This is a genomic window from Caulobacter flavus, from assembly GCF_003722335.1.
GTDB classification, from domain to species: Bacteria; Pseudomonadota; Alphaproteobacteria; order Caulobacterales; family Caulobacteraceae; genus Caulobacter; species Caulobacter flavus.
Map to the genome: position 1 here is coordinate 4,068,359 of NZ_CP026100.1, position 26,454 is coordinate 4,094,812.

A 26,454-nucleotide genomic window follows, 5' to 3' on the forward strand; every position below is an offset into this window, starting at 1 on the left:
AAAATCGTTCGACGACGGATTAAATGTGCAGGACGCGGCCGTAGGCGTCGAGCGAGGCTTCGTGCATGGCTTCCGACATGGTCGGGTGCGCGTAGACGATGCCGTGCAGGTCTTCTTCGGTCGCTTCCAGCGTGATGGCGGTGACGAAGCCCTGGATCATCTCGGTCACTTCGTGGCCGATCATGTGGGCGCCGATCAGAGCGCCGGTCTTGCCGTCGAACACGGTCTTCACGAAGCCTTCGGTCTCGCCCGCGGCCACGGCCTTGCCGTTGACCTTGAACGGGAAACGGCCAGCCTTGGCGTCGATGCCGGCGGCTTTGGCGGCGGCTTCGGTGTAGCCCACCGAGGCGACCTGCGGGTTGGCGTAGGTGCAGCCCGGGATCGGCGAGTGGACGTTCGGGGTCTTGTAGCCGGCGATGTGTTCGGCGGCGTGGATGCCCTCGTGGCTGGCCTTGTGGGCGAGCCAGGGAGCGCCGGCGACGTCGCCGATGGCGTAGAGGCCGGGCACGTTGGTCTTGCAGTGCTTGTCGGTGACCACGTGGCCGCGGTCGAGCGTCAGGCCCACCGACTCGACGCCTTCCGTGTTCGGAACGATGCCGATGGCGACGATGCACTTCTCGGCGGTCAGTTGCTCGGCCTTGCCGCCGACCTCGACCGAGACCGACACGCCCGTGGCGGTCTTGTCGATCTTGGTGACCTTGGCGCCGATGCGGAACTTGATGCCGCGCTTCTCGAAGGCCTTCTGGGCGGCCTTGGACACTTCGGCGTCCTCGACCGGCATGATGCGGTCGACGGCCTCGACGACGGTCACTTCGGCGCCGAGGGCGCGGTAGAAGCTGGCGAACTCGATGCCGATCGCGCCCGAGCCGATGACGACCAGCGACTTGGGCATCGACTTCGGCGCCAGGGCGTCGCGGTAGGTCCAGACCTTGTCGCCGTCCGAGACGGCGCCGATGGCCGGGATGTTGCGCGCGCGGGCGCCGCTGGCCAGGATCACGTTCTTGGCCTGGACAGTGCGGCTGCCGCCGGCCTTCAGCGCGATCACGACCTTCGGAGCGGGGCTGCCCTTCTCGAGCTTGGCCTCGCCCTCGATGACCTCGATCTTGTGCTTCTTCATCAGGAAGGCGATGCCGCCCGACATGGTCTTGGCGACGCCGCGCGAGCGCTCGATGATCTTGGCGAAGTCGAACGAGGGCTTCTCGACGGCCAGACCGTAGCTGTCGAGGTGCGACAGCTGTTCGAAGATCTCGCCGGACTTCAGCAGCGCCTTGGTGGGGATGCAGCCCCAGTTCAGGCAGATGCCGCCCAGGTTCTCACGCTCGACGATCGCCGTCTTCAGGCCCAGCTGGCTGGCGCGGATGGCGGCGACGTAGCCGCCCGGACCGGCGCCGATGACGACGACATCGAATTCCGTGGACATAGTGTCTTACCCTAGCTTGGACGCGCGCCGGGGGAGCGGCGGCGTCGAACGACCGGCGCGAGCCGGCCTGGGAAATTCTATAACAGCGCCTCGACGGCCGCCTGGAGGTCCTCAGGCTTGGTGGTCGGGGCGAAACGCTCGACGACCTGGCCGTCGCGGTCGATCAGGAACTTGGTGAAGTTCCACTTGATCCCCTCGGTGCCCAGCACGCCCTTCTGCTGCTTCTTCAGATAGGCGTAGAGCGGATGGGCCGTGGGGCCGTTGACGTCGATCTTGGCCATCATCGGAAAGGTCACGTCGTAGGTCAGCGAGCAGAACCCGCCGATCTCTTCCGCCGTCCCCGGCTCCTGTGCGCCGAACTGGTTGCAGGGGAAGCCCAGGATGGTCAGGCCCCGTTCCTTGTGCGCCTTGTAGAGCGCCTCCAGACCTTCGTACTGCGGGGTCAGGCCGCACTTGCTGGCCGTGTTGACGATCAGCAGCACCTGGCCGCGATAGTCAGCCAGGCTGACGTCCTTGCCTTGCAGCGTCTTGGCCGAGAAATCGTAGACCGACATCGCTTGTTCTCCTCGGGGCCGTCCCCGTCCTGAAAGATCCAGGATGGGGCCTTGCCGAACCGCTTTCGAAATCCCCGCCCGCGGTTTGGCCGCAGGGCGAGGATCCCGGGATAGAGGCGGCCCTTAGACGATCAGGGTCAGCGGCTCCTCGATCAGCGGCTTGAAGGCCGCCAGGAACTTGGCGCCGACCGCGCCGTCGACCACGCGGTGATCGCAGGTCAGGGTCACGGTCATGACCGTGGCCACGGCCAGCTGGCCGTTCTTGACCACCGGACGCTGCTCGCCGGCGCCGACGCTCATGATCGCGCCCTGCGGCTCGTTGATGATCGACGAGAACGCCTTGATGCCGAACATGCCGAGGTTGCTGACCGAGAAGGTGCCGCCCTGGAATTCCTCGGGCTTCAGCTTCTTGGCCTTGGCGCGGGCGGCCAGGTCCTTCATCTCGGCCGAGATCTGGGCCAGGCCCTTGGTCTCGGCGGCGCGGATGATCGGGGTGATCAGGCCGCCGTCGATGGCCACGGCCACGGCGATGTCGGCGTGCTTGTGCATGGCGATGCCTTCGGGCGTGTAGGAGGCGTTGGCCTCAGGCACGCGCTTCAGCGCCACGGCGGCGGCCTTGATGACGATGTCGTTGACCGACACCTTCACGCCCTGGCCTTCCAGCAGGCTGTTGATCTTGGCGCGGGCGGCCAGCAGGCCGTCGAGTTCGATGTCGATCGTCAGCGGGAAGTGCGGAACGTCGCGGAAGCTTTCCGTCAGGCGGCGCGCGATGGTCTTGCGCATGCCGTCCAGCGGCACGAGGTCGTAGGAGCCGGCGGGGATGCCCATCTGCTCCAGCGACTGCACCTTGCGCGGCTCGGCGGCGGGAGCCGAAGCAGCGGCGGCCGGAGCCGGCGCGGCCTTGGCGGCCGGGGCGCCGCCGCTCTTGGCCGCTTCCACGTCCGACTTGACGACGCGACCGTGCGGGCCCGAGCCCTTGATGGACTTCAGGTCGAGATTGGCGGCCGAAGCCAGGCGGCGGGCCAGCGGCGAGGCGAAGACGCGCGAACCGTCGGCGGCGACCGGAGCAGCCGGGGCCGGGGCGGCGGCAGCAGCGGCGGCGGGCGACGGAGCGGCGGCCTTGGGGGCCTCGGCGACAGCGGCGGCGGGCGCGGCGACCGGAGCCGGCGCGGGGCTCTCGCCCTCGCCCGCCAGCTTGGCGATCAGCGCGTTGACCTTGACGTTCTCGGTGCCGGCGTCGACCAGGATGGCTTCGATCACGCCCTCATCGACGGCTTCGACTTCCATGGTGGCCTTGTCGGTCTCGATCTCGGCGATGACGTCGCCGGCCTTGACGGTGTCGCCAACCTTGACGTGCCACTTGGCGAGGGTGCCCTCTTCCATGGTGGGCGACAGGGCGGGCATCAGGATGTCGATCGACATTTGAGCTTTTTCCTCAATCGTACGGGACGGTGTCGGGCGCCTTGGCGCCGGGGCCGCCGTCCACGATACCCCGCCCTGGGGGCGGGAAGAATTCGTTGGCCAAGACGATGCGGCCCCCGCCCATCGGGAGCGGGGGCCGCGCCGGTCTTAGCGGTAGCAGACCGCCTTGGCCGCCTTGACGATCTTGTCGACCGACGGCAGCGACAGGGCTTCCAGGTTGGCCGCATAGGGCAGCGGCACGTCTTCCTGGTGCACCCGCAGCGGCGGGGCGTCCAGGTAGTCGAAGCCGAACTCCGTGATGCGGGCGACGATCTCGGAACCGATGCCCATCGGGCCCCAGCCTTCCTCGACCGTGACCAGCCGGTTGGTCTTCTTGACGCTTTCCAGGATCGTGGCGTGGTCCATCGGGCGGATGGTCCGCAGGTCGACGACCTCGGCCGAGATGCCTTCGGCGGCCAGCGCCTCGGCGGCCTGCAGGGCGAAGCCCACCATGCGGCTGTAGGCGACCAGGGTCACGTCCGTGCCCTGACGGCGAACCTTGGCCTTGCCGATCGGCACGACGTAGTCCTCGACGTCCGGGATGTCGAACTCGTGCCCGTACATCATCTCGTGCTCGAGGAAGACGATCGGGTTCGGGTCGCGGATGGCGGCCTTCAGCAGGCCCTTGGCGTCGGCCGCGTCGTACGGCGCGATGACCTTCAGGCCTGGGATGTTGCCGTACCAGGCCGCGTAGTCCTGGCTGTGCTGTGCGCCGACGCGCGAAGCCGCGCCGTTCGGACCGCGGAACACGATCGACGACTTGATCTGGCCGCCCGACATGTAGAGTGTCTTGGCGGCCGAGTTGATGATGTGGTCGATCGCCTGCATGGCGAAGTTCCAGGTCATGAACTCGACGATCGGCTTCAGGCCGGCCATCGCCGCGCCGACGCCCATGCCGGCGAAGCCGTGCTCGGTGATCGGGGTGTCGATGACGCGCTTGTCGCCGAACTCCTGCAGGAGCTCGCGGCTGACCTTGTAGGCGCCCTGGTACTGGGCGACTTCCTCGCCCATCAGGAACACGCGGTCGTCGCGACGCATCTCTTCGGCCATGGCGTCGCGCAGGGCGTCACGGACGGTGATCTTCTTGGTCGGCGTGCCTTCCGGCAGCTCCGGGTCCGCGAAGTTCGAGGCGGCGGCGATCGGAGCCGGAGCCGCGGCGACCGGGGCCGCCGGAGCGGCTTCGGCGACGACCGGAGCGGCGGCCGGAGCCGACGCCGAGGCGCCGTCTTCACCGGCCAGCTTGGCGATGATCGTGTTGACCTTGACGTTCTCCGAGCCGGCGGCGACGAGGATGGCCTCGATCACGCCCTCGTCGACGGCTTCGACTTCCATCGTCGCCTTGTCGGTCTCGATTTCGGCGATCACGTCGCCGGCCTTGATGGTGTCGCCTTCCTTGACCAGCCACTTGGCCAGGGTGCCTTCCTCCATGGTGGGGGAAAGCGCGGGCATCAGGATGTCCGTCACTCGGCGGCCTCCAGGTATACGTCGGTGTAGAGTTCGGAGGGATCCGGCTCGGGGCTGGTGCGGGCGAATTCGGCCGCTTCGGCCACGATACGCTTCACTTCGGCGTCGACCGTCTTCAGATCGTCCTCGGTGACGCCGGCCGCGGCCAGGCGTTCCTTGATGTGGTCGATCGGATCGCGGGTCGTCTTGACCTCGTCGACTTCTTCCTTGGTGCGGTACTTGGCCGGGTCGGACATCGAGTGGCCGCGATAGCGGTAGGTCTTCATCTCGAGGATGTAGGGACCCTGGCCGCTGCGGGCGTGCTCGCTGGCGCGGGCGCCGGCTTCACGCACGGCCACCACGTCCATGCCGTCGACTTCCTCGCCCGGGATCCGGAACGAGACGCCGCGCTTGTGGAAGGCGGTTTCCGACGCCGAACGCTCGACGCTGGTGCCCATGGCGTACTGGTTGTTCTCGATCACGTACACGACCGGCAGCTTCCACAGCTGGGCCATGTTGAAGCTCTCGTAGACCTGGCCCTGGTTGGCAGCGCCGTCGCCGAAATAGGCGTACGAGACGTTGCCGTTGCCCTTGTAGTGATTGGCCAGCGCCAGGCCGGTGCCGAGCGCCACCTGGGCGCCGACGATGCCGTGGCCGCCGTAGAAGCCGGTGGCGATGTCGAACATGTGCATCGAGCCGCCCTTGCCGCGCGACGAACCGCCAGCGCGACCGGTGAGCTCGGCCATGACTTCCTTGGGGTCCATGCCGGCGGCCAGCATGTGGCCGTGGTCACGGTAACCGGTGATGATCTGGTCGCCCTTGTGCGAGATCGACTGCATGCCGACCGCGATGGCTTCCTGACCGATGTAGAGGTGGCAGAACCCGCCGATCAGGCCCATGCCGTAAAGCTGGCCGGCACGCTCCTCGAAGCGGCGGATCAGCAGCATGTCCTGATAGAATTTGAGAAGCTCTTCCTTGCCGACGAAGGCATTGACACCGGTGTCGGTAGCCTTCTCCGCCGGGGCTTCACCCTTGCGCGTTCGCGCCATTAAACTCTCCCTGGCCAATCGTCATAACGGCCTTCATCTCAGAGGCTTCCCTTGCCCGCCGCGGTGCGGCTTTTGGCGCAGGAACGCGCTCGTGTTGACGCCTAGACCGCCCCTCGAGCTGCAACTCGAAGCGTGGTCTACAAGGCAGCTTAGGACCGGCGGGAGCCGCCCCAGCTCAGCGCCTGGTGCGGATCACGTAGTCCTTGGGATCGGCGTATCCAAGGAGTGAACGCGCGCGTTCCTCCAGGAGATCGGCCGACAAGCTGCCGCTGCGTAATAGACGAGCCCGGGCCTCCAGGTCCATCCTCTCAGCGCGGATCTTCTTAAGTTCCATCGTCTTGGCGGCCAAGTCCGCGTTGCGTTGAGACGAGGAAAGCAGGCCTCTCTCGCCCGTCAGAGCGTGAAAGACGAAGTACGTGATCAGGAGAAGGAGCGCCGCGGTCGGCAGGTAGGGTTGCAGTCGAGCGAACATCGGCGAATCCCGGACAGGGAGCTTCAGGCTGCCAGAACGTGCTTAACACGGTCTAAATCCCCAACGACGCAAAGGGCTTGCAAGTCCCCGGCACCGGCTGCGAAAATACTTTCAAGTGAGACCGTTTCAAGGGCATCGAGATACCGCATCGCGGCATTTCCTTCGCACCCGCGAGAGCATTCAAAACCTCCGTTTTTCTAAGTGTGGCCACGCTTATAGAAAAAATGTGGTCCAACTTTTTTGATCGAAGACCGGCCAAGCCTGTTTTGCGGGCGCCCGCGCCTCAGAATCGCCGCTGTCGAGGTCATGAAATGATCCGCAAGGGTTGATCGCAACGCGACATGCAATCTTCGCATGCCGAATAACGGCGCGCCTCGGGGGAGGAATACATGCTTCGACGACAGATCCTGGTCGGGTTGACGGGCGCCGCCCTCGCCTCTTCCGCCGCCGCGCGCCAGCGTAGCGAGGACGGGATCGTCAAAGGCCGCCGAGGCGGTCCAAACATGATCAAGGGAGACCCGCCGAAGCTCGACTTCGGCGGCGGGCTGCTGATTCCGATGAACGCCTCGATCTTCCGCACGCTGTGGGAAGGCGAGGATCGCTGGGTGACCTACGGCCGGGCCGTCTCGCGCCTGGAGGTGAAGGCCATGCAGCAGGCCGAGATCGCCGCTTCGGGCACGATGAAGCTGATGCTTCTCACCCAGGCCTTCGCGCCGGAGCGCCTGGTTCGGTTCGAGACCTGCGGCTGGCGCAATCGCACAAACGACGCCAACGACCTGGTGCTGGGCGAGATCGCTCTGCCCGGCAAACCCGTGATGCCGACCACAGACCGCGTCACCGGCTCGGTGACCGACGGCGACACCGGCGGCGTCGGCGAGGACGGCTGGCATGCCGTGACTGGCTACATGGTCATGAAGAAGGACGTCACCCTGGCCGACGTGAAGGCCCGGGCTCAGCTGCTGAAGACCGACCGTTAGCTCCAGCGTGGGGAAGAGCGCGAGATGCGATCGCACTGGAACAGACGACGTCTGCTGGCCGCCGGCGGAAGTCTGGCGCTGGCCGGCCCGGCATCGGCGCGGGCCGACGCCGGGCCGGAGATTCTCGACCTGTGGCCCAACGGCGCTCCGGGCGGAGAGCGGGTCACCGCCGTCGAGCGTCGCGTGGCCTACAACTGGCCCGACGGGCGGGTCGACTACGCCGTCGAGGGCGTCACGCGTCCGACCCTGACGCTCTATCCGCCGACCTCGGGCGCGCCCGCCAAGGCGGCGGTGCTGGTCGTGCCGGGCGGCGGCTTCAGCAAGGTGGTGATCGACAAGGAAGGCCACGACGTCGCCTGCTGGCTGGCGGCCAACGGCGTCCATGCGGGCGTCCTGCTCTACCGCCTGCCGCGCGACGGCTGGACCGCCGGCGCCGACGCCCCTCTGCAGGACGCCCAGCGGGCCTTGCGACTGCTGCGAGCCAAGGCCGGGGTCGAGAGGACCGGCGCCCTGGGCTTCTCGGCCGGCGGCACGATCGCGGCCGCCCTGGCCTCGCGCGGCGCGGCGGCGCTCTATCCGCACGCGGACGCGCTGGACGCCAGCCCTTCCCTGCCCGACTTCGTCGGCCTGGGTTATCCCTGGCTGAGCTGGCCGCAGGCGCCCAAGCGGGCGACGCCTTTCCACGGGTTCACCGCGCCGACCAGGGCCTTTCTGTTCCACGCGGAGGACGACCCCAAGGTCGACGCCCGCAACAGCCGCGACGCCGCGCAGGACATCGTCGCGGCGGGAGGCCAGGCCGAGCTGCGGATCTTCCCGACCGGCGGTCACGGCTTCGCCCTGCGCTCGCGGCCGCCGGCGCCCGAAGCCGCCTGGGCCGAGGACTTCCTGCGCTGGCTAGGCCGCCTGGACGGCTGAGGCGCAAAGAAAAAGCGCGCCGGGCGAACCCGGCGCGCTCCTGACATCCATCCGAGGATGGAAGCCGCTTAGCGGCCCTTGAGGGCGGCGCGGCCGGCGTAGACGCCTTGATCTTCCAGCTGCTGCTCGATGCGCAGGAGCTGGTTGTACTTGGCCAGCCGGTCCGAACGGGCCAGCGAGCCGGTCTTGATCTGACCGCAGTTCAGGGCCACGGCCAGGTCGGCGATGGTGCTGTCCTCGGTCTCGCCCGAGCGGTGGCTCATGACGCTGGTGTAGCCGTGACGGTGGGCCAGTTCGACCGCGTCGATGGTTTCCGACAGCGTGCCGATCTGGTTGACCTTCACCAGGATCGAGTTGGCCAGGCCCTGGTCGAGGCCGATCTGCAGGCGCTTGGGATTGGTGACGAACAGGTCGTCGCCGACCAGCTGGACCTTCTTGCCCAGGGTGTCGGTCAGCAGCTTCCAGCCGTCGAAGTCGTCTTCGGCCATGCCGTCCTCGATCGAGGCGATCGGGAACTTGGAAACCAGGCCGGCCAGGTAGTCGACCATCTGGGCCGGGTCGAGCGACTTGCCCTCGCCTTCCAGCTCGTACTTGCCGTTCTTGAAGAACTCGGTCGAGGCGACGTCCAGGCCCAGCAGGAAGTCGTCGCCGGCCTTGTAGCCAGCGGCTTCACCGGCCTTGACGATGAAGTCCAGCGCGGCTTCGGCCGAGGCCAGGTTGGGAGCGAAGCCGCCCTCGTCGCCGACGTTGGTGTTGTGGCCGGCATCCTTCAGGGCCTTCTTCAGGCCGTGGAAGATCTCGGCGCCCATGCGCACGGCTTCGGAGAAGCTGGCCGCGCCGGTCGGCAGGATCATGAATTCCTGGATGTCGATCGGATTGTCGGCGTGGGCGCCGCCGTTGATGATGTTCATCATCGGGGTCGGCAGGATGCGGGCGTTCACGCCGCCGATGTAGCGGTGCAGCGGCAGGCCGGCCGACTCGGCGGCGGCCTTGGCCACGGCCAGCGACACGCCGAGGATGGCGTTGGCGCCCAGGCGCGACTTGTTCTGCGTGCCGTCCAGACCGATCAGCAGGCTGTCGATGCGACGCTGGTCTTCGGCGTCGACGCCCGACAGCGCGTCGAAGATCTCGCCGTTGACGGCGTCGACGGCCTGGCGGACGCCCTTGCCCAGGTAGCGCGACTTGTCGCCGTCACGCTTTTCGACGGCCTCGTGGGCGCCGGTCGAGGCGCCCGACGGCACCGCGGCGCGACCAAAGGCGCCGTCCTCGAGGACGACGTCGACCTCGACCGTCGGATTGCCGCGGCTGTCGAGGATTTCGCGGGCGATGATGTCGACGATCTCGGTCATGGGAGCTCCCGAAAGAAAAGGCGCTTCCCCTTAGCCGCGACGCCGCGTCGCCGCAACCGCGACCAACGTTCGTCCAGCCCGAAGTTCCCCTAGCGTCAGGCCTGCAGCCTGGGCTGCTGGGCGCCCAGCCGGAACAGCAGCTGCTCGGCGCCGAAGTCCAGCTCCACCCGGGCGAACAGCCTGAGCACGTCGACGCCCAGAAGGATCGCGGGTTTGTCGTTGAGCTTCCAGTGATCGAAGATGTGCAGGTCGGCGAAGACCACGGCCAGGTTGGTCATCCGCAGTTCGCCCATGTTCATCGACTTGACGATCCGGTACTCGCCGATGGTCTCGCCGCCCGCGACGCCCTGCAGTCGTACGGCCAGGGCCGGATCGGCTCCTTTCCGCTGGCGAGCCTGGATGGCGCGCGACAGGGCCATGTTGCCGATCGACGAGCCGGCGCCCGAGTCGATGAAGGCCAGGGTGCGGATGTTGTTGATCCGGCAGTTGACGATGGTCAGCCGGCCGAACTTCTGGTCGGCGACGACCTGGACCTCCTGCGTGCGGCGGAAGAAACGGTACTCGGGCGTGCTGTGGCGGACCTCGAGGCGCTTGCGCTTGAAGTCCATGACCACCGAGCGGTCCTGCAGGATGTCGACGCCCAGCAGGCCGTCGCCGCCGACGCGGCCGGGCGGCAGGATCGGCAGTTCGACGCCGGCCAGGCGCGCGTCGCCGGAAACCAGCTGGTCGATATGGGCGGTCGGGGTGACGGCCGAGCCGCCGATGCCGTGGACCATCACGTCCCGTCCGCGCGGCAGGGCCAGACTGGCGGCCAGGGTGTCGGAGACGACGGAACGGTCGGCGCCCGAATCGACGACGAAGCGGTAAGGCCCGCGCCCGTTGATCATGGTCTCGACGGTCATCCGCTCGGAATCGTCGATGGCCGCGTCGATGATGTAGAGCGGGGCCGTCGGCGGCGGCGCGACGGGCGTGGCCGCGGGAACCTGGCCGGGCGAGAAGGCGTGGGCCGAGAACGGCGCGGCGCCGAGGGCCAGGGAAGCGCCCAGGCCGGACGCAAGCGCGCGACGCGTGAACATGGCGAACCTCCCAGTCCGCCGAAGCTGAGCCGCGCCTTGTGGGCGCTGACCGCGCTCCTGGCTTTTTGGGGTCGTCCCAATGGCGACCCGGACACCATCGTAGCACCGCTTTGGTCCGCACACGACGAAAAGCGCCGCCCAGGCGAGCTGGGCGGCGCTTTCGAAGCGTCAGACGCGAAATCCTGGCGAGCCCTTGGAGGGCCCCGCCCGGAGGAAAGACCTTAGTCTTCCTTCGGGGTCAGGATCTGCTTGCCGTTGTACAGGCCGGTCTTCAGGTCGACGTGGTGCGGACGACGCAGCTCGCCCGAGTCCTTGTCCTCGACGAACGAGTTGGCGCCCAGGGCGTGGTGCGACCGGCGCATGTTCCGGCGAGAAGGCGAAGTTTTTCTTTTAGGAACGGCCATCGGAGTGACTCTGCTCGCTGAGCGTGAAAATCGAAAGCGGCGACTCGGGTTCGACCCTAGCCGCCGCGTGAGGGCGCGCTTATGCCTGAATCTCTCCAGACATGCAACTCGCCAGTTCAGACCAGTCGTCCGTGCTCCTTGGCCGCCGCGATGAAGCTGGCGAACAGGGGGTGCGGAGCGAACGGACGGCTCTTCAGTTCCGGGTGGAACTGAACGCCGATGAACCACGGATGATCGTCGCGCTCGACGATCTCGGGCAGCACGCCGTCCGGAGAGCGGCCGGTCAGCTTGAGACCCGCCTCCTCCATCTTGTGGCTGTAGCCGATGTTGACTTCGTAGCGGTGGCGGTGGCGCTCGACGATCTCGGCGCCGCCATAGATCTCGGCCACTTTGGAACCCGGTTGAAGCACCGCTTCGTAGGCGCCCAGGCGCATGGTGCCGCCCAGGTCGTCGCCGGCCTTGCGGGACACCATCTCGTTGCCCTTGATCCACTCGGTCATCAGGCCGACGACCGGACGGTCGGTGGGGCCGAACTCGCTGGACGACGCATCGGTGATTCCCGCGACGTTGCGCAGGGTCTCGATGACGGCCATCTGCATGCCGAAGCAGATGCCGAAGTACGGCACCTTGCGCTCGCGCGCGAACTGGGCCGCCCGGATCTTGCCTTCCGCGCCGCGCTCGCCGAAGCCGCCCGGCACCATGATGGCGTGGGCGTTCTCGAGACGGGCCGCGGCCGCGCCCTCGTCGCCCTCGAAGGTCTCGCTCTCGACCCAGTCCAGGTTGACCTTGACCTTGTTGGCCAGGCCGCCGTGGTGCAGGGCCTCGATGAGGGACTTATAGGCGTCCTTCAGCACGGTGTACTTGCCGACGACCGCGATCGTGACCTCGCCGTCCGGATGCTGGACGGTGTTGTCGATGGCTTCCCAGCGCGACAGGTCGGGCTTGGGCGCGTCGCTCATGCCGAAGACGTCGAGCACTTCGGCGTCGAGGCCTTCCTTGTGATAGTCGATCGGCACGGCGTAGATCGAGGAACTGTCCATCGCCTGGATCACGGCGCTCGGGCGCACGTTGCAGAACTGGGCGATCTTGCGTTTTTCCTCGACCGGAATCTCCTGCTCGCAACGGCAGAGCAGGATGTCCGGCTGGATGCCGATGGAGCGCAGCTCCTTGACCGAGTGCTGGGTCGGCTTGGTCTTCATCTCGCCGGCCGTCTTGATGAACGGCAGCAAGGTGAGGTGCACGTAGCAGCTCTGGCCGCGCGGCAAGTCCTGGCGCAGCTGGCGGATGGCCTCGAAGAACGGCAGGCCCTCGATGTCGCCGACGGTGCCGCCGATCTCGACCAGCACGAAGTCGACCGGCTTCTGGCCCGTCTCGTCCATGGCGGGCGAGAGGACGAAGTCCTTGATCTCGTTGGTGACGTGCGGGATCACCTGGACGGTCGCGCCCAGATAGTCGCCGCGGCGCTCCTTCTCGATGATCGTCTTGTAGATCTGGCCGGTGGTGATGTTGTCGGCCTTCTTGGCCGACACGCCGGTGAAGCGCTCGTAGTGCCCCAGGTCCAGGTCGGTCTCGGCCCCGTCGTCGGTGACGAACACCTCGCCGTGCTGATACGGGCTCATGGTGCCCGGATCGACGTTGAGATAGGGGTCGAGCTTACGCAGGCGAACCGTGTAGCCACGAGCCTGCAGGAGAGCGCCCAGCGCTGCGGAGGCGAGGCCTTTTCCAAGGGAGGAAACCACGCCGCCGGTGATGAAAATGTACCGCGTCATGGGCGCTCAGATTACCCGCGATTCGGCGATCGCGGCGAAAAGACCGACGTTCATAAACAAGTTTCGCTCTCCCGCCCTTACTGGGCGGGAGTCTGCGCCGGGGCGGCCGGAGCCGGAGCGGCCGGCGCGGGAACGCTGAGCTGCGGAGCCGGAACGGCGCTGGGAGCGGCCGCGCCGGGCGCGGGAACCGCCGAGCCCGGGGCCGGCACGGTCGGAGCGACCGGGGCGTTCAGGGTCTTGGTGTCGAGGCTGTCGATCTTCAGCTTGTCGACCACCGAGTCGGCGCCGCCGATGCGGCCAGTCAGGACGGTCAGGACCAGGCTGATGACCAGGAACACCGAGAACAGGATCCAGGTCATGCGGGTCATGAAGTCGCCCGCGCCGCGCGCGGTCATGAAACTGCCGGCGCCGCCGCCGCCCATGCCGAGGGCGCCGCCCTCCGACCGCTGGAGCAGCACGAAGCCGATCAGCGCGATGCAGACGATGATGTTGATGGCCAGCAGGATGCCGATGAGCATGACGAAACAGTTCTCGATCCGGGCAGCCGGCGAACCGACTGTGAAAAACGAAGCGGCCCCTCTACCACTACCGGCGCGCGCACGCCATAGGTGGGGCGACGGCCGGCCAACTCAAGTTTCCCCAATCCAGGTTTTAGGGCGCGCATGATTCTCGAGACCGAACGCCTGACGCTGAAGCCGCTGGTCGCCGAGGACGCTCCGCTCATCTATCCGTTCCTCAGCGATCCGGAACTGATGGCCCACTGGGACCGCGCGCCGCTGGAGGACCCCGACGAGGTCGCCGCCTGCGTCGTCGGCCAGGTCGAGGACATGCAGGCCGGAACGGCGCTGTACTGGACCGTCCGGCTGTCGGCGAACGGCGAGTTCGTCGGCGCCTGCGAGTTCGTCGAGATCGACGAGCGCCGCCACCGCGCCGAGCTGCGCTTCGTCGTGGCGCGCGAGAGCTGGGGCCAGGGCTACGCCCAGGAGGCGGTGACCGCCCTCCTCGCCCACGCCGCCGCCAGCGACCTCAAGCACGTCATCGCCCGCACCCAGGTGGGCGACGCGCGCGCCGAGAAGCTGCTGGAACGCCTGGGCTTCAAGGGCGCGGCCTATCTGAAGGGCCAGGTCGACCGCGACGGCGAGCGCCGGGACGGACGGCTGTTCGACCTGGAGCTTTGAGGCGCCCCTTCGAGAGAAGATCCCGGGCGGCGCGGTGCGTCCTTCGAGGCCCGCTGCGCGGGCGCCTCAGGATGAGGAGTACGGTGCGCCGGCATGAGGCGTTTCAGGGCAATGAGTTGAGGTGCGAGCCGGAGGCGAGCCTCGAAGGACGCACGGCTTTCCCGCCTCACGCGGAAATCCGCTGAGCTGATGGAGAGGGCGCGGGGCGTCCGGGCCTCGCCCGGATGTGTGAGTTTCAATTACCGTTTCGACGAAGCATAGACGCCCCGCGCGATCGTTATTCCTCAGGCCGGGGCGCGCAGGCCTCTTCCGCCTTGTGCCCCTTCCCCACGCAGAGCTCCCCGTTTCTTGACGGCCAGGAGTGCGTGCTAGGCGCGGACCCTTGGGCGGGCGGGAAGCCATAGGTCGGCAGCTTCCCGATAGATGGGTTTACGTCCCCCATCCTCATTTAAGCCTTCAGGCCCGGCTCTCGCCGCTCCTTCAGCCCCGCTCGATCGCATCCGCGTCGCACGCTTCGGGCCGGATCCTTGCGCCCTCTCCCTGCGACGGGATGCAGTGATTATGCGGGCGGTCTGGATCCGTCTGATCCAGCAGCGTGAGAAAGTTACAAGTTGCTGATCGGGTTCAGGAGTTTTCGCTGAACGCAGAGGATGGACGGGGCTGGATCCCCGTCGGGTCGTCTTCTCCCTCCCCCCTCGATGGGGGAAGGGCCGGGGTTGGGGGTGGCTGCGGCGGTCGGTCCTGATGCGGCGGTGGAGGCGGAACGGTCGCGTCACCCCCCATCCCAACCCTTCCCCATCAAGGGGGAAGGGCTTTTTCGGCCACCGCCTCGAAAGCTGAAAACGGCCCCCTCCGTCGCCTTTGGCGACACCTCCCCCAGAGGGGGGAGGATCTTTAAGCCCTCGCATGCGGCGGCGATCAGGCCGCCGCGATGATCGCCAGGAAGTCCTTGGCCTTCAGCGAGGCGCCGCCGACCAGGGCGCCGCCCACCTCGGGGAGCGCCAGGATCTCGGCGGCGTTCTCGGGCTTCACCGAGCCGCCGTAGAGAATCGGGATGGCGCGGCCGTGGTCGCCGAAGCGCTCGACCAGCACGGCGCGGATGGCCGCGTGGATGGCGGCGATGTCGGCCGGCGTCGGCGTCAGGCCGGTGCCGATGGCCCAGACCGGCTCGTAGGCGACGGCGAAGGCCTGGCCCGCCAGTTCGTCGGGCAACGAGTTGCGCGCCTGGCCGGTGACGATCGGCTCGGCCTGGCCGGCCTCGCGCTCGGCCAGGGTCTCGCCCAGGCAGATCACCGGCTCGAGCCCGGCGGCCAGCGCGGCCAGCACCTTGGCCGACACCTCCTCGCAGGTCTCGTCGTAGCTGCCGCGGCGCTCGGAGTGGCCGAGAATCACCAGCGTCGCGCCAGCGTCGGCCAGCATGGGCGCGGCGATGTCGCCGGTGTAGGCCCCCTGCGGCGCGGCGTGGCAGTCCTGGCCGCCGACGATCACCGACTCGCCCGAGAGCGCCTCGGACATGCGGTGCAGCAGGGTGGCGGGCGGGCAGATGGCGACTCGCGCCGCGGGCGGGGATTGCGCCACCGCGGCGGCCACGGCTCTGGCTTCGTCGAGCGAGGCCTCAAGGCCGAACATCTTCCAGTTCCCGGCGATCAACGGCCGGGGCGTCGTAAGAGAAACGGTCATGAGGAGGCTTTGGGGACGCGCTCCCTTGGTAAGTCAAGTCCGCTTCGGCTTGCTCACGCACCTTGGCCTCTACTATACCCGCTTGCTCGCATCGGATGCGTCGCCCCCGGGCGGTCGCCCACGCGCACGCAATTGGGCGGAATCGAAGAAGGTAGTTCAAAACGTCATGCTCGCCGGCTTTCGCTCTTTCGCCAAATCGCCCTTCGCGATCGTCCTCTTCGCGCTGCTGATCGTCAGCTTCGCGATCTTCGGGATCAGCGACGTCTTCCGCCAGCCGAGCAGCAGCAAGGTGATCGTGGTCGGCTCGCGTTCGGTCACGCCCGAAGACTTCAAGGCGCGCTTCGACAACTACCGCAACCAGCTGCAGCAGCAGGGCCAGACCCTGACGCCGGACGAAGCCGTCCAGCGCGGCGTCGACCGCGGCATGCTCCAGGAGCTGGCGCTGCAGGAATCGATGGCCGAGCTGATCAAGAAGATGGGCGTGCGCCCGTCCGAAGCCCTGGTCGGCGAGGTGCTGCACAAGCAGCTGAGCCAGCTGCCGGCCAACACGCGTCCGTTCGATCCGGTGACCGGCAAGTTCGACAAGCAGATGTACCAGCGCCTGCTGGCCGACAACGGCATGACCCCGGCCGGCTACGAGGCCTCGCTGCGCGACGAGATCGCCCGCTCGCAGTTCTACGCCAGCGTCGCCAACGGCCTGCGCACCCCGCGCATCTATTCGGCCCTGCAGGCCGTCTACGGCCTCGAGAGCCGCGAGCTTTCGGCCTTCGCCATCAACCCGACCAGCGTCGCCCAGCCCACTCCGCCGACCGACGCCCAGCTGCAGGCGTTCATGACCGAGAACGCCGCCCGCCTGACCCTGCCCGAGACCCGCGTCCTGTCGGTCGTGCGTTTCAGCGCCAAGGCCCTGGAGCCGTCGGTGACCGTCGATCCGGCCGAGGTGCAGAAGACCTTCGACTTCCGCAAGGACACCCTGGCCCAGCCGGAAACCCGCTCGCTGGTGCAGATCGTCGCCCCGGACGCCAAGGCGGCCGCCGCCATCGCCGAGCGCCTGCGCAAGGGCGAGGCCCCGGCCGCCGTGGCCCAGGCCTACGGCAAGCAGCCGGTGATGATCCTCGACAAGCCCAAGACCGCCCTGCCCGACCGCAAGGTGGCCGACGCCGCCTTCGCCCTCGGCGAAGGCCAGGTCAGCGCGCCGATCGCCGGCGAACTGGGCCAGTCGGTCGTCAAGGTGCTGAAGATCAACGCCGCCAAGGCCGCCTCGCTGGAAGCCGCCCGCCCGCAGATCGAAGCCGACCTGCGCGTCCAGGCCGCCCAGTCCAAGGCCTATGACCAGACCCAGGCCTTCCAGGACGCCCGCGACGGCGGCGCCAGCGTCGTCGACGCCGCCGGCAAGGCCGGCGCCCTGGTGGTCACGACCGCCCCGCTCACCGCCCAGGGCACGGACCTCGGCGGCCAGCCGGCCGCGGGCCTGACCCCGGACGTGCTGAAGGCCGCCTTCGCCCTGCCGGCCGGCGGTGAAAGCGACCTGATCGAAGCCGGCAAGGGCGAGTACTTCGCCGTCCGCGTCGAGAAGGTGAACAAGGCCGCCCTGCCCCCGCTGGCCGAGGTCAGGCAGCCGCTGGCCCAGCAGTGGATGTTCAACGAGCTGGTCAAGCGCCTGAAGGCCAAGGCTGACGAGCTGGCCGCCCGCGTGCGCAAGGGCGAGTCGATGGAGACCGTCGCCGCCTCGGCCAACGCCAAGATCATCAAGATCTCGGGCCTGTCGCGCGAGACCGCCCAGCAGCACCAGGCCCTTGGCCGCGACCTGCTGATCGCCTCGTTCAACGCCAAGCCGGGCGAGGTCTTCACGGCCAGCGCCCCGCAGGCCGGCTACGTTGTCGGCCGCCTCGACACGGTCCGCGCCGGCGACGCCGCCGAGATCGCCCGGGCCACCGAGTCGATGCGTCCGCAGACCAGCATGGCCTACATGAACGACATCGGTCAGGCCGGCCGCACGGCCGCCCGCGACAGGCTGGAGCCGAAGCTGAACCTGACCCTGGCCCGCCAGGCGATCGGCGTCGACACCGAGGCCCTGGCCAAGACCGAGAAGGACGGCGCGGCCAAGGGCGGCGCCAAGAAGGCCGCGGCTCAATGAGCCTCGAGCCCGGCTTCGACGCCTTTTCGGCCGGTTACGACGCCGGCCTTCCGCAGCTGGTCTGGACGCGGCTGATCGACGACCTGGAGACGCCGGTCTCGGCCTATCTGAAGATCGGTCACGGCCGGCCCTACGCCTTCCTGTTCGAGAGCGTCGAGGGCGGCGCCTGGCGCGGCCGCTATTCGATCGTGGCCATGAAGCCCGACGTCGTCTGGCGCTGCCGCGGCGACCAGGCCGAGATCGCCCGCGGCGACGACATCGCCGCCGGCAAGTTCGCCCCGCTGGAAGGCGGCGCGCTGGACAGCCTGCGCGACCTGATCGCCCAGTCGAAGATGGACCTGCCGGCCGGCCTGCCGCCGATGGCGGCGGGCGTCTTCGGCGCGCTGGGCTACGACACCGTGCGCCTGGTCGAGAAGCTGCCGGACATCAACCCGGACGCCCTGGGCCTGCCCGACGGCATCATGACCCGCCCGTCGATCGTGGCGGTGTTCGACGCCATCGCCCAGGAGATAATCCTGACGACGACGGCCCGGCCCGAGCCCGGCGTGTCGGCCAAGGAGGCTTATGCGGCCGCCCGCGAGCGCATCGAGACGGTGATGGCCGACCTGCGCCGTCCGCTGGCCCACGACGCCCCGCGCGCGCCCCAGGGCCCGATGGAGTTCACCACCCCGGTCAGCCGCGAGGACTACCGGGAGGTCGTCGAGAAGGCCAAGGAGTACATCCGGGCCGGCGACATCTTCCAGGTGGTGCCCAGCCACAGGTTCCGCAGCCCCTTCGGCCTGGACGCGTTCGCGCTGTACCGCTCGCTGCGCCGGACCAACCCGTCGCCGTTCCTGTTCTTCCTGGACCTGGACGGCTTCAACCTGGTGGGTTCCAGCCCCGAGATCCTGGTGCGCCTGCGCGACGGCAAGATCACCATCCGCCCGATCGCCGGCACCCGTCCGCGCGGCGCCACGCCGGAAGAAGACCTGGCGCTGGAGAAGGAGCTGCTGGCCGACCCCAAGGAGCGGTCCGAGCACCTGATGCTGCTGGACCTGGGCCGCAACGACGTGGGCCGGGTGGCCATGCTGGGCCAGTCGGGCAAGAACGAGGCGCCCAAGGCCGGCAAGCACGCCAACGTGCGCGTCACTGACAGCTTCACGATCGAGCGCTACAGCCACGTGATGCACATCGTCTCGAACGTCGAGGGCGACGCGCCCACCAACGTCGATCCGGTCGACGTGCTGATGGCCGCCCTGCCCGCCGGCACGCTGTCGGGCGCGCCCAAGGTGCGGGCGATGGAGATCATCGACGAGCTGGAAGTCGAGAAGCGCGGCATCGGCTACGCCGGCGCGGTGGGCTACATCGGCGCCGACGGCTCGGTGGACACCTGCATCGTGCTGCGCACGGCCCTGGTCAAGGACGGCATGATGTACGTCCAGGCCGGCGGCGGCGTGGTGGCCGACAGCGACCCGGACGCCGAGTACGACGAGACCCTGCACAAGTCCCGCGCCCTCAAGCGCGCCGCCGAGGAAGCCTGGCGCTTCGCCTGAGGCGGTTGACGGACGATAGAAAGAAGAAGGGGCGGCCGATGGGCCGCCCCTTCCGCGTTTCAGTGCCCGGTGTGAGGCCGGGCCGCGCCCTCCGGCCCGGCCGTATCGGTCAGGCCGTGGCCCAGGGCCATCGGCTTGCCGTCGGGGCCACGGTCGGCGATCCGCACCATCTCCATCATCCCGACGTCCTCGTGGTTGAGGATGTGGCAGTGCAGGACGAAGTCGCCGATGTAGCGCTCGTAGTGGCTGCGGGCCGTCACCTCGACGTTCGGCTCGACGAACAGGGTGTCCTTGAAGACGCCCTTCATGCCGAAATACTCCGAGGTCGGATCCTGCGTCAGGTCGACGCCGCCCTTCATCACCGCCTCGATCTCGAACGGATTGACGTGGATGTGGAAGGGGTGGCCGATCACGGGCTTGGTGTTGTCGACCTTCAGCACCCACTGGTCGGTGTCGCCCAGCACCAGGGTGCGCTCGAAGTCGTTGGCGTTGAAGCGGCGGATGGTGTCGGGGGTGCGGCCGACGCCCGCGCCGACCGGCGGACCCAGCTTGCCGTCGGGCAGGCGGTCGCGGCCGGCCGTCAGCGAGAACAGCAGCGGCTGGACGTTGTCGATCCTGGCCGCCAGCAGGCTGTCGTGCGGCTTGAACTCGCTGAGCACGCCGTTCCTGAGATTGACGCTGAGACGCTCGTCGAGCGCGGGGTCGAGCTGCAGGTTTCCGGCGCCCTTCAGCAGCTGGTTGATCACCGCCTGGCGCGGCGCGATCTTCGGCCCGGCCGCGACCTCGACGATGAACAGCAGCTGGCGACGGTCGACGCTGCCTTCCACCCCTTGCTGGGCCACGTTGATGGACTCGTCGATGACGCAGTAGGAGCCCGCCTCGGGGAAGCTGACCAGGATGTCGCTGCGATAGCCCGGCTGCATGATCGTGGTGGCGCGCTCCAGCATCTTGTCGCGCGTCAGGCCGTCGGCCGCGATTTCGAACTGGGGCACGGCCTGGTTGCTGGGGGCGCACTGCTTGTCGATCAGCGCGTCCTGGCCCTCGGCGCCGACCTTGGCCAGCTCGGCCAGCGAGGCCTTGCCGATCTGCTTGCGGATCGAGACCTTCACCGTGTCGGCGACGCCGCCATGGATCAGGCGCCAGCGCTCGGGCGCACCGGCCACGGCCTTCTGCTCGATCAGCTTGACCGAGGCGCCGTTGATCGTGGTGAACCGCCCCGACGGGCCCCAGCGCGGGCCGCCGATCAGGTCGTAGTCGTCGAGCACGCCCGTCTCGCCGGGCTCGCAGTACCACTGCTTGGGCGTTTCGCTCTCGGTCTGGGCCGGAACGCGGGCCCGGGGCTTGTTCCAGTTGGCGGGATTGCGGCAGGCGTACTGGATCTGCTGCAGGACGAAGATGTGGTCGGGCGCGTCCCGCAGGAGCAGGTCGATATCGCCCGGCTTGACCCGACTATGCTGCTCGTCCGCCCAGGTCGGCTGGCGATCGCCCTTGATGACCAGCGCACCGGCCAGGCCGCTGGAGACCTGGATCGCCGTCGAGCCGTGGACGTGCGGGTGGTACCAGAAGGTGCCCGCCGGGTGGTCGCCAGGGATGTTGTATTCGTACTCGTAGGTGAAGTCGGGATTGGGCGGCAGCTGGCGCAGCACGTTGTCGCTGATCCCGGCCGGGCTGATCCAGAGCCCGTGCGAGTGCAGGTTTGTGGTGTTGTAGCAGTGCGGCTTGTTGATGTCGGCCGGATGCCCGGGGCAGCCCGGATCGGCCGGCAGCAGGTTGCGGATCTTGACGCGCACCGTCTGGCCCGGACGCGAGACCAGGGCCGGCGCCACATAGGGCTTGTCGGGCTCGGCAGGATGCAGGCGGTCCTGGTAGGCGCGCAGTTCGACCGTGTCGAAGGCGCCGCTGTAGAGACCCTCGCCGAGCTTCGTGCCGCCATAGGGGTTCCAGATCTTCGACTTCAGCAGCACGACGTCGAGGTTGGCCACCACCTCGTCGCCTTTGGGCGGCGGCGCTGGCACGGGCCCGAACAGCTTCAGCGGCGCGGCGGGCGGCGCCTCGCCGGGCGCGACCGTGGTCAGGACCGGCGGATCCGTCGCCTGCCGCGCCCAGGCCGCGCCCGCGACCAGGCTCAAGGCGAGCGTCGCCCCGCCCAAAAGTTGCAATTTTCGCATGAAGCACCCCCTGCGTCCGAAATCGCCGGAGGGTGAAAGCGCCGCAAGAGTCGTTCAAGTCGAAATTACAACCTTAGGAACTCATTTTGGGCGACGCGCCGATCAGTCGCCCAGTCGTTCCTTCGGCAGGTGCTGGGTGGTCAGCGGCGGGGCCAGGACCATCACCGTCGCGAAACTGACGGCGGCCACGGCGGCGAAGGCGGCGGCCAGCAGCACCGGCAGCATCTTCTGGCGCCGGCGCGGCGTACGCAGCAGGGCCCGCGCATAGGCGATGGCGGCGGTGTCGATGGCGGAATCAGCGACGGACATGCGGGAAATTTCGCCTCTGCGCGCCCTGGTGGCAACCGATCGGCGGCGCGGCGCTTCGCCGCTGGGCCCTTTGGCAGAAAAACTCTTTCCGTAAAGGGATGACGCGCCGCCCTCCGCCGGACTAGAAGCGGAGCTCGAAAGGCGGCGTCATGATCCTGGTCATCGATAACTACGACAGCTTCACCTACAACCTCGTCCATTACCTGAACGAGCTGGGGGCCGAGACGGTCGTCCATCGCAACGACGACCTGACGGTGCAGGAGGCCCTGGGCCTGAAGCCGCAGGCCGTGCTGCTGTCGCCAGGCCCCAAGGCGCCCGACCAGGCCGGCATCTGCCTGCCGCTGCTGCGCGGCGCGCCCGACGACCTGGCCATCCTGGGCGTTTGCCTGGGCCACCAGGCCATCGGCCAGGCCTATGGCGGCGAGGTGATCCGGGCCAAGGAGGTCATGCACGGCAAGACCAGCCCGATCCGCCACGCCAACAAAGGCATCTTCAAGGACCTGCCCGACCCCTTCACCGCCACGCGCTATCACAGCCTGGCGGTGCGCCGCGAGAACCTGCCGGCCGAGCTGGAGGTCACCGCCTGGACCGCCGACGGCGAGATCATGGGCGTGCAGCACAAGACGCGGCCCGTGCACGGCGTGCAGTTCCACCCCGAATCCATCGCCACCGAGGGCGGCCACCAGCTGCTGGCCAACTTCCTCGACCTGGCCGGCGTGCGCCGCGACGCCCAGATCTGGGTCTAGGGCGGGGCCAAGACCATGTCCGACGCTTTCAAGCCCCTGCTGGCCAAGCTGGCCGACGGCCAGACCCTTTCGGAAGACGACGCCGAAGTCTTCTTCAGCGCCTGCCTGCGCGGCGAGCCGACCCCGGCCCAGGTGGCCGCGGCGGTCACCGCCATGCGCCTGCGCGGCGAGACCGTGGGCGAGATCGCCGCCTGCGCCCGCGCCATGCGCCGCGCGGCCGTGCATCTGGAGCACCCGTATGACGTGGTCGACGTCTGCGGCACCGGCGGCGACGGCCTGCACACCCTGAACATCTCCACGGCCGTGGGCTTCGTCGCCGCCGGCGGGGGCTTGAAGGTGGCCAAGCACGGCAACCGCGCCGTGACCTCCAAGTCGGGCACCGCCGACGTGCTGGCGGCCCTAGGCGTCAATATCGACGCGACCCTGATCCAGCAGCGCGCCGCCCTGGACAGCGCCGGCATCTGCTTCCTGTTCGCCCAGTCGCACCACGGGGCGATGAAGCACGTGGCGCCGATCCGTCAGCAGTTGGGTTTCCGCACCATCTTCAACCTGCTCGGCCCGCTGACCAATCCGGCCGGCGCCAGACGCCAGGTGGTCGGCGTCTCGGCGCCCCGCTTCGTCGAGCCGATCGCCCGCGCGCTCGGAGCGCTGGGGGCGGAGCGCGCCTGGTCGGTGCACGGCGGCGGCATGGACGAACTGACCATCACCGGCGAGACCGAGGTGGCCGAATGGCGCGAGGGGGCGATCCGCCTCTTCACCATCACGCCCGAGGCCGTGGGCCTGCAACGCGCCTCGCTGGCCGAGATCACCGGCGGCGATCCCGCCTTCAACGCCGCCGCCCTGACCCGCCTGCTCGACGGCGAAACCGGCGCCTATCGCGACATCGTGCTACTCAACGCGGCCGCCGCCTTCCTGGTGGCCGACAAGGTCGAGACCCTGCGCGAAGGCGTGGAACTGGCTAGCGCCGTGCTCGACGACGGCCGCGCCAAGGCCGCCCTCGCCGGCCTCGTGGCCGCCACCAACGCCCAAGCCGTGACCGCATGACCGACATTCTCGCCAAGATCGCCGACTACAAGCGCCAGGACGTCGCCGCCCGCAAGGCCGCCCGTTCGCAGGCCGACGTGGACGCCGCCTCCAGCGCCGCCAGCGCCCCGCGCGGCTTCAAGGCGGCGCTGGAGGCCAAGCACGCCCCGGGCAAGCTCTCCTTGATCGCCGAGATCAAGAAGGCCTCGCCGTCCAAGGGCCTAATCCGCGCCGACTTCGATCCGCCGGCGCTCGCGAAAGCTTATGAGGACGGCGGCGCGGCCTGTCTTTCCGTACTGACCGACGGGCCCAGCTTCCAAGGGGCAGACGAGTATCTCGTGGCCGCCCGCGCGGCGACCGCCCTGCCCTGCATTCGCAAGGATTTCCTGGTCGATCCCTGGCAGGTGGCCGAAAGCCGCGCCCTGGGCGCCGACGCCATCCTGGTGATCCTGGCGATGATCGACGACCATCTCGCCGCCGAGCTGATGGCCGAAGCCGCGCGCCTTGGGATGGACGCCCTGGTCGAGGTGCACGACGAGGCCGAGACCGAGCGCGCCGGCAAGCTGGGCGCGACGCTGTTCGGGGTGAACAACCGCGATCTCAAGAGCTTCGTGGTCGACCTGGCCGTGACCGAGCGCCTGGCCAAGCTGGCGCCGCAGGGCTCGCTGCTGGTCACCGAAAGCGGCCTCTTCACCCATGCCGACGTGGTGCGGATGGAGGCCTGCGGGGCCACGGCCATGCTGGTGGGCGAAAGCCTGATGCGGCAGGCCGACGTCACGGCCGCGACGCGCGGCCTGATCGGATAACGGCGCTCGGCCACGTTTCGGCCAAGCTCGCGCGTCTCAATGCCCCTTGGTGTTCGCCATCGAGGGGCTTTTGACATGACCGCCGGCAAGACGTCGTTTCGCGCGGGCCTGGGCGACTGGGCCAAGACCCTGGCGGTGACGGCGGCCATCGTGCTCGTGCCGCGCACGGTGCTGTGCCAGCCGTTCACGATCCCGTCCGCCTCGATGGAGCCGACCCTGCTGATCGGCGACTACATCCTGGTCAACAAGTTCGCCTACGGCTGGAGCCGGCATTCGGCGCCGCTGAGCCCGGCGATCGGCCACGGTCGCCTGATGGGCCGCGAGCCGGCGCGCGGCGACGTGGTGGTGTTCAAGAAGCCCGGCGACGGGCGCACCGACGTGATCAAGCGCCTCGTGGGCCTGCCCGGCGACGAACTGCAGGTGGTCGATGGCGTGCTGCGCATCAACGGCGCGCCGGTGGCGCAGAAGCCGCTAGGCACGCGGATCGAGGACACGCCGTTCGGCACGCTGCCCGCCGAGCGGTTCTCCGAGACCCTGCCGGGCGGCAAGACCCACCTGATCAACAGCTACGGTCCGCGCACGGCGGCGGGCAACACGGCGGCCTATCGCGTGCCCGAGGGCTGCTACTTCGTGATGGGCGACAATCGCGACAATTCGCTCGACAGCCGCTTCGATCCGGGCCCGATCCCGGACGGCGAGGCCCGCTGCGCCTGGAACCCGGCGGTGGACGCCAAGCTGCCGGCGCAGCAGGGCATGGGCTTCGTGCCGTTCGAGAACCTGGTCGGCCGCGCCGAGATGGTGCTGTTCTCGTGGAACGCCGGCGCCGGCCCGCGATGGAATCGGTCGTTCCGGCGGCTCTGAGTCGCTTTTCGCGGTCGGGAATCGGCGTCTCGGTTCGTGGATTTCCGCCGTGCGACCCGACGCCCGTTCCAGCCGTTCACGGAAAATCACGGCTCGCCCGCCCCTGGCGCCCCGTCGCCTCCGCTTGAGGACGGCGCGCTCTCTCGACGTGAAATCAAGCACTTAGCGACAGAGTGCTGACACGCGTCGCGCCAGGCATTTCACAGAACGCCGTTCGCCGCAATTCACTTGACCTTAACCAAGAACACCTAGAGAACATTCGCAAGGTTTGCGGTTTGTTCCGCGACGACTTGCGAGGCCGCCATGCTCACCCGCAAGCAGCACGAGCTGCTGATGTTCATCCACGAACGGATCAAGGAGACCGGCGTCTCCCCCTCCTTCGACGAGATGAAGGAGGCGCTGGACCTGGCGTCGAAATCGGGCATCCACCGTCTGATCACGGCCCTCGAGGAACGCGGCTTCATCCGCCGCCTGGCGCACCGGGCTCGGGCGCTGGAGGTGGTGAAGCTGCCGCAGCAGGCCACGACGGCCGCCCCGCCCAAGGGCCGTGGCGCATTCCGTCCGCAGGTGCTGGAAGGCGGCGGCCCGGCCCCGTCGGCCCCCGCCCCGCTTCCGCCCCTGCCCGACAGCAGCCGCGAGCTGCCGATCCTGGGCCGCATCGCCGCCGGTACGCCGATCGACGCTATCCAGCACGAGCGCGACCGCCTGCCGGTGCCCGAGACCATGCTGGGCGGCGGCGAGCACTACGTCCTCGAGGTGCAGGGCGACTCGATGATCGAGGCCGGCATCCTGGACGGCGACTACGTCATCATCCGCAAGGGCGACACGGCCAACAGCGGCGAGATCGTCGTGGCCCTGGTCGGCGAGGAAGCCACGCTCAAGCGCCTGCGCAAGAAGGGCGGCTCGATCGCCCTGGAAGCGGCCAACCCCAAGTACGAGACCCGCATCTTCGGTCCCGACCAGGTCGAGGTGCAGGGCAAGCTGGTGGGCCTGATCCGCCGCTATCACTGACGGCGGCGGATTTCCGGACAAAGCGCGCGAGGCGCCGGCGTCGAGGGCGCTCGCGCCTTGCTTGCGTCTGGAGAGGCGTTCTAAGGAGCGGATGTCGAGCGTTCGGGGGACGAT

Annotated in this window: 24 protein-coding genes; 10 read left to right on the forward strand and 14 right to left on the reverse strand. The window is 68.5% G+C overall.

The window, feature by feature from the left end; all coding sequences use genetic code 11:
- Positions 1–19 precede the first annotated feature (19 nt).
- From lpdA to C1707_RS18565, 6 genes are all read right to left on the reverse strand, one after another.
- Positions 20–1,420 carry a dihydrolipoyl dehydrogenase gene (gene lpdA / locus C1707_RS18540; RefSeq protein ID WP_101715454.1) on the reverse strand — a complete coding sequence of 467 codons (1,401 nt, stop codon included), beginning with the start codon at positions 1,418–1,420 and terminating at the stop codon, positions 20–22.
- A 77-nt stretch (positions 1,421–1,497) separates the two neighbouring features.
- Positions 1,498–1,974, reverse strand: a complete 477-nt coding sequence (locus C1707_RS18545) for a glutathione peroxidase (protein ID WP_101715453.1) — start codon at positions 1,972–1,974, stop codon at positions 1,498–1,500.
- Between the two features lie 123 nt (positions 1,975–2,097).
- Positions 2,098–3,396, reverse strand: a complete 1,299-nt coding sequence (locus C1707_RS18550) for a pyruvate dehydrogenase complex dihydrolipoamide acetyltransferase (protein ID WP_101715452.1) — start codon at positions 3,394–3,396, stop codon at positions 2,098–2,100.
- A 147-nt stretch (positions 3,397–3,543) separates the two neighbouring features.
- On the reverse strand, positions 3,544–4,899 hold the full coding sequence (locus tag C1707_RS18555; protein WP_101715451.1) for a pyruvate dehydrogenase complex E1 component subunit beta: 1,356 nt from the start codon (positions 4,897–4,899) through the stop codon (positions 3,544–3,546).
- Positions 4,896–5,927, reverse strand: a complete 1,032-nt coding sequence (gene pdhA / locus C1707_RS18560) for a pyruvate dehydrogenase (acetyl-transferring) E1 component subunit alpha (protein WP_101715450.1) — start codon at positions 5,925–5,927, stop codon at positions 4,896–4,898. Before pdhA ends, C1707_RS18555 begins: the two co-directional genes overlap by 4 nt.
- A 175-nt stretch (positions 5,928–6,102) precedes the next feature.
- On the reverse strand, positions 6,103–6,399 hold the full coding sequence (locus C1707_RS18565; RefSeq protein ID WP_101715449.1) for an FtsB family cell division protein: 297 nt from the start codon (positions 6,397–6,399) through the stop codon (positions 6,103–6,105).
- A gap of 503 nt (positions 6,400–6,902) precedes the next feature.
- On the opposite strand from C1707_RS18565, the gene C1707_RS18570 reads away from it, so the two are divergent.
- Both C1707_RS18570 and C1707_RS18575 read left to right on the forward strand, forming a co-directional pair.
- Positions 6,903–7,376 carry a hypothetical protein gene (locus C1707_RS18570; protein WP_123170776.1) on the forward strand — a complete coding sequence of 158 codons (474 nt, stop codon included), beginning with the start codon at positions 6,903–6,905 and terminating at the stop codon, positions 7,374–7,376.
- A 24-nt stretch (positions 7,377–7,400) separates the two neighbouring features.
- Complete coding sequence (locus C1707_RS18575) at positions 7,401–8,291, forward strand: alpha/beta hydrolase (protein ID WP_101715447.1); 891 nt, start codon at positions 7,401–7,403, stop codon at positions 8,289–8,291.
- Positions 8,292–8,359: 68 nt separating this feature from the next.
- On the opposite strand, the gene eno is transcribed toward C1707_RS18575, so the two are convergent.
- The 5 genes from eno to secG all read right to left on the reverse strand — a co-directional run bounded on the left by eno (position 8,360) and on the right by secG (position 13,407).
- Positions 8,360–9,640: a phosphopyruvate hydratase gene (gene eno / locus C1707_RS18580; RefSeq protein ID WP_101715446.1), complete on the reverse strand. Its 1,281-nt coding sequence runs from the start codon at positions 9,638–9,640 to the stop codon at positions 8,360–8,362.
- A gap of 95 nt (positions 9,641–9,735) precedes the next feature.
- Positions 9,736–10,716 (reverse strand): retroviral-like aspartic protease family protein, encoded by a 981-nt coding sequence (locus C1707_RS18585; RefSeq protein WP_101715445.1) that lies wholly within the window; start codon positions 10,714–10,716, stop codon positions 9,736–9,738.
- Positions 10,717–10,937: 221 nt separating this feature from the next.
- Positions 10,938–11,120, reverse strand: a complete 183-nt coding sequence (rpmF, locus tag C1707_RS18590; RefSeq protein ID WP_007671126.1) for a 50S ribosomal protein L32 — start codon at positions 11,118–11,120, stop codon at positions 10,938–10,940.
- A 116-nt stretch (positions 11,121–11,236) separates the two neighbouring features.
- On the reverse strand, positions 11,237–12,889 hold the full coding sequence (locus C1707_RS18595) for a CTP synthase (RefSeq protein WP_101715444.1): 1,653 nt from the start codon (positions 12,887–12,889) through the stop codon (positions 11,237–11,239).
- A gap of 77 nt (positions 12,890–12,966) precedes the next feature.
- On the reverse strand, positions 12,967–13,407 hold the full coding sequence (gene secG / locus C1707_RS18600) for a preprotein translocase subunit SecG (RefSeq protein WP_101715443.1): 441 nt from the start codon (positions 13,405–13,407) through the stop codon (positions 12,967–12,969).
- Positions 13,408–13,551: 144 nt separating this feature from the next.
- Here secG and C1707_RS18605 point away from each other — a divergent pair, with 144 nt between their 5' ends.
- Complete coding sequence (locus tag C1707_RS18605; protein WP_101715442.1) at positions 13,552–14,067, forward strand: GNAT family N-acetyltransferase; 516 nt, start codon at positions 13,552–13,554, stop codon at positions 14,065–14,067.
- A 918-nt stretch (positions 14,068–14,985) separates the two neighbouring features.
- On the opposite strand, the gene tpiA is transcribed toward C1707_RS18605, so the two are convergent.
- Positions 14,986–15,747, reverse strand: a complete 762-nt coding sequence (gene tpiA, locus C1707_RS18610; protein ID WP_101715441.1) for a triose-phosphate isomerase — start codon at positions 15,745–15,747, stop codon at positions 14,986–14,988.
- Positions 15,748–15,913: 166 nt separating this feature from the next.
- Here tpiA and C1707_RS18615 point away from each other — a divergent pair, with 166 nt between their 5' ends.
- Both C1707_RS18615 and trpE read left to right on the forward strand, forming a co-directional pair.
- Complete coding sequence (locus tag C1707_RS18615) at positions 15,914–17,884, forward strand: peptidylprolyl isomerase (RefSeq protein ID WP_101715440.1); 1,971 nt, start codon at positions 15,914–15,916, stop codon at positions 17,882–17,884.
- The gene (trpE, locus tag C1707_RS18620) at positions 17,881–19,416 is read left to right on the forward strand and encodes an anthranilate synthase component I (RefSeq protein WP_101715439.1); all 1,536 of its coding nucleotides are present in this window, start codon (positions 17,881–17,883) and stop codon (positions 19,414–19,416) included. The genes C1707_RS18615 and trpE overlap by 4 nt, the downstream gene beginning before the upstream one ends.
- Positions 19,417–19,475: 59 nt before the next feature.
- Here trpE and C1707_RS18625 read toward each other — a convergent pair whose 3' ends face one another.
- Both C1707_RS18625 and C1707_RS26245 read right to left on the reverse strand, forming a co-directional pair.
- Positions 19,476–21,545 carry a multicopper oxidase family protein gene (locus C1707_RS18625; protein ID WP_164467390.1) on the reverse strand — a complete coding sequence of 690 codons (2,070 nt, stop codon included), beginning with the start codon at positions 21,543–21,545 and terminating at the stop codon, positions 19,476–19,478.
- A 141-nt stretch (positions 21,546–21,686) separates the two neighbouring features.
- Complete coding sequence (locus tag C1707_RS26245) at positions 21,687–21,893, reverse strand: hypothetical protein (RefSeq protein WP_164467391.1); 207 nt, start codon at positions 21,891–21,893, stop codon at positions 21,687–21,689.
- A 149-nt stretch (positions 21,894–22,042) separates the two neighbouring features.
- Between C1707_RS26245 and C1707_RS18635 the strand changes: the two genes are divergently transcribed.
- The 5 genes from C1707_RS18635 to lexA all read left to right on the forward strand — a co-directional run bounded on the left by C1707_RS18635 (position 22,043) and on the right by lexA (position 26,340).
- On the forward strand, positions 22,043–22,639 hold the full coding sequence (locus tag C1707_RS18635) for an anthranilate synthase component II (RefSeq protein ID WP_101715437.1): 597 nt from the start codon (positions 22,043–22,045) through the stop codon (positions 22,637–22,639).
- Between the two features lie 15 nt (positions 22,640–22,654).
- Positions 22,655–23,683, forward strand: a complete 1,029-nt coding sequence (gene trpD / locus C1707_RS18640; RefSeq protein ID WP_101715436.1) for an anthranilate phosphoribosyltransferase — start codon at positions 22,655–22,657, stop codon at positions 23,681–23,683.
- Positions 23,680–24,468, forward strand: coding sequence for an indole-3-glycerol phosphate synthase TrpC (trpC, locus tag C1707_RS18645; RefSeq protein ID WP_101715435.1), 789 nt, complete (start codon positions 23,680–23,682; stop codon positions 24,466–24,468). Before trpD ends, trpC begins: the two co-directional genes overlap by 4 nt.
- Before the next feature lie 75 nt (positions 24,469–24,543).
- Positions 24,544–25,329 (forward strand): signal peptidase I, encoded by a 786-nt coding sequence (gene lepB / locus C1707_RS18650; RefSeq protein ID WP_164467392.1) that lies wholly within the window; start codon positions 24,544–24,546, stop codon positions 25,327–25,329.
- 303 nt (positions 25,330–25,632) lie between these two features.
- Entirely contained in the window at positions 25,633–26,340 is a 708-nt protein-coding gene (gene lexA, locus C1707_RS18655; protein WP_101715433.1) for a transcriptional repressor LexA, read from the forward strand.
- Positions 26,341–26,454: the final 114 nt, after the last annotated feature.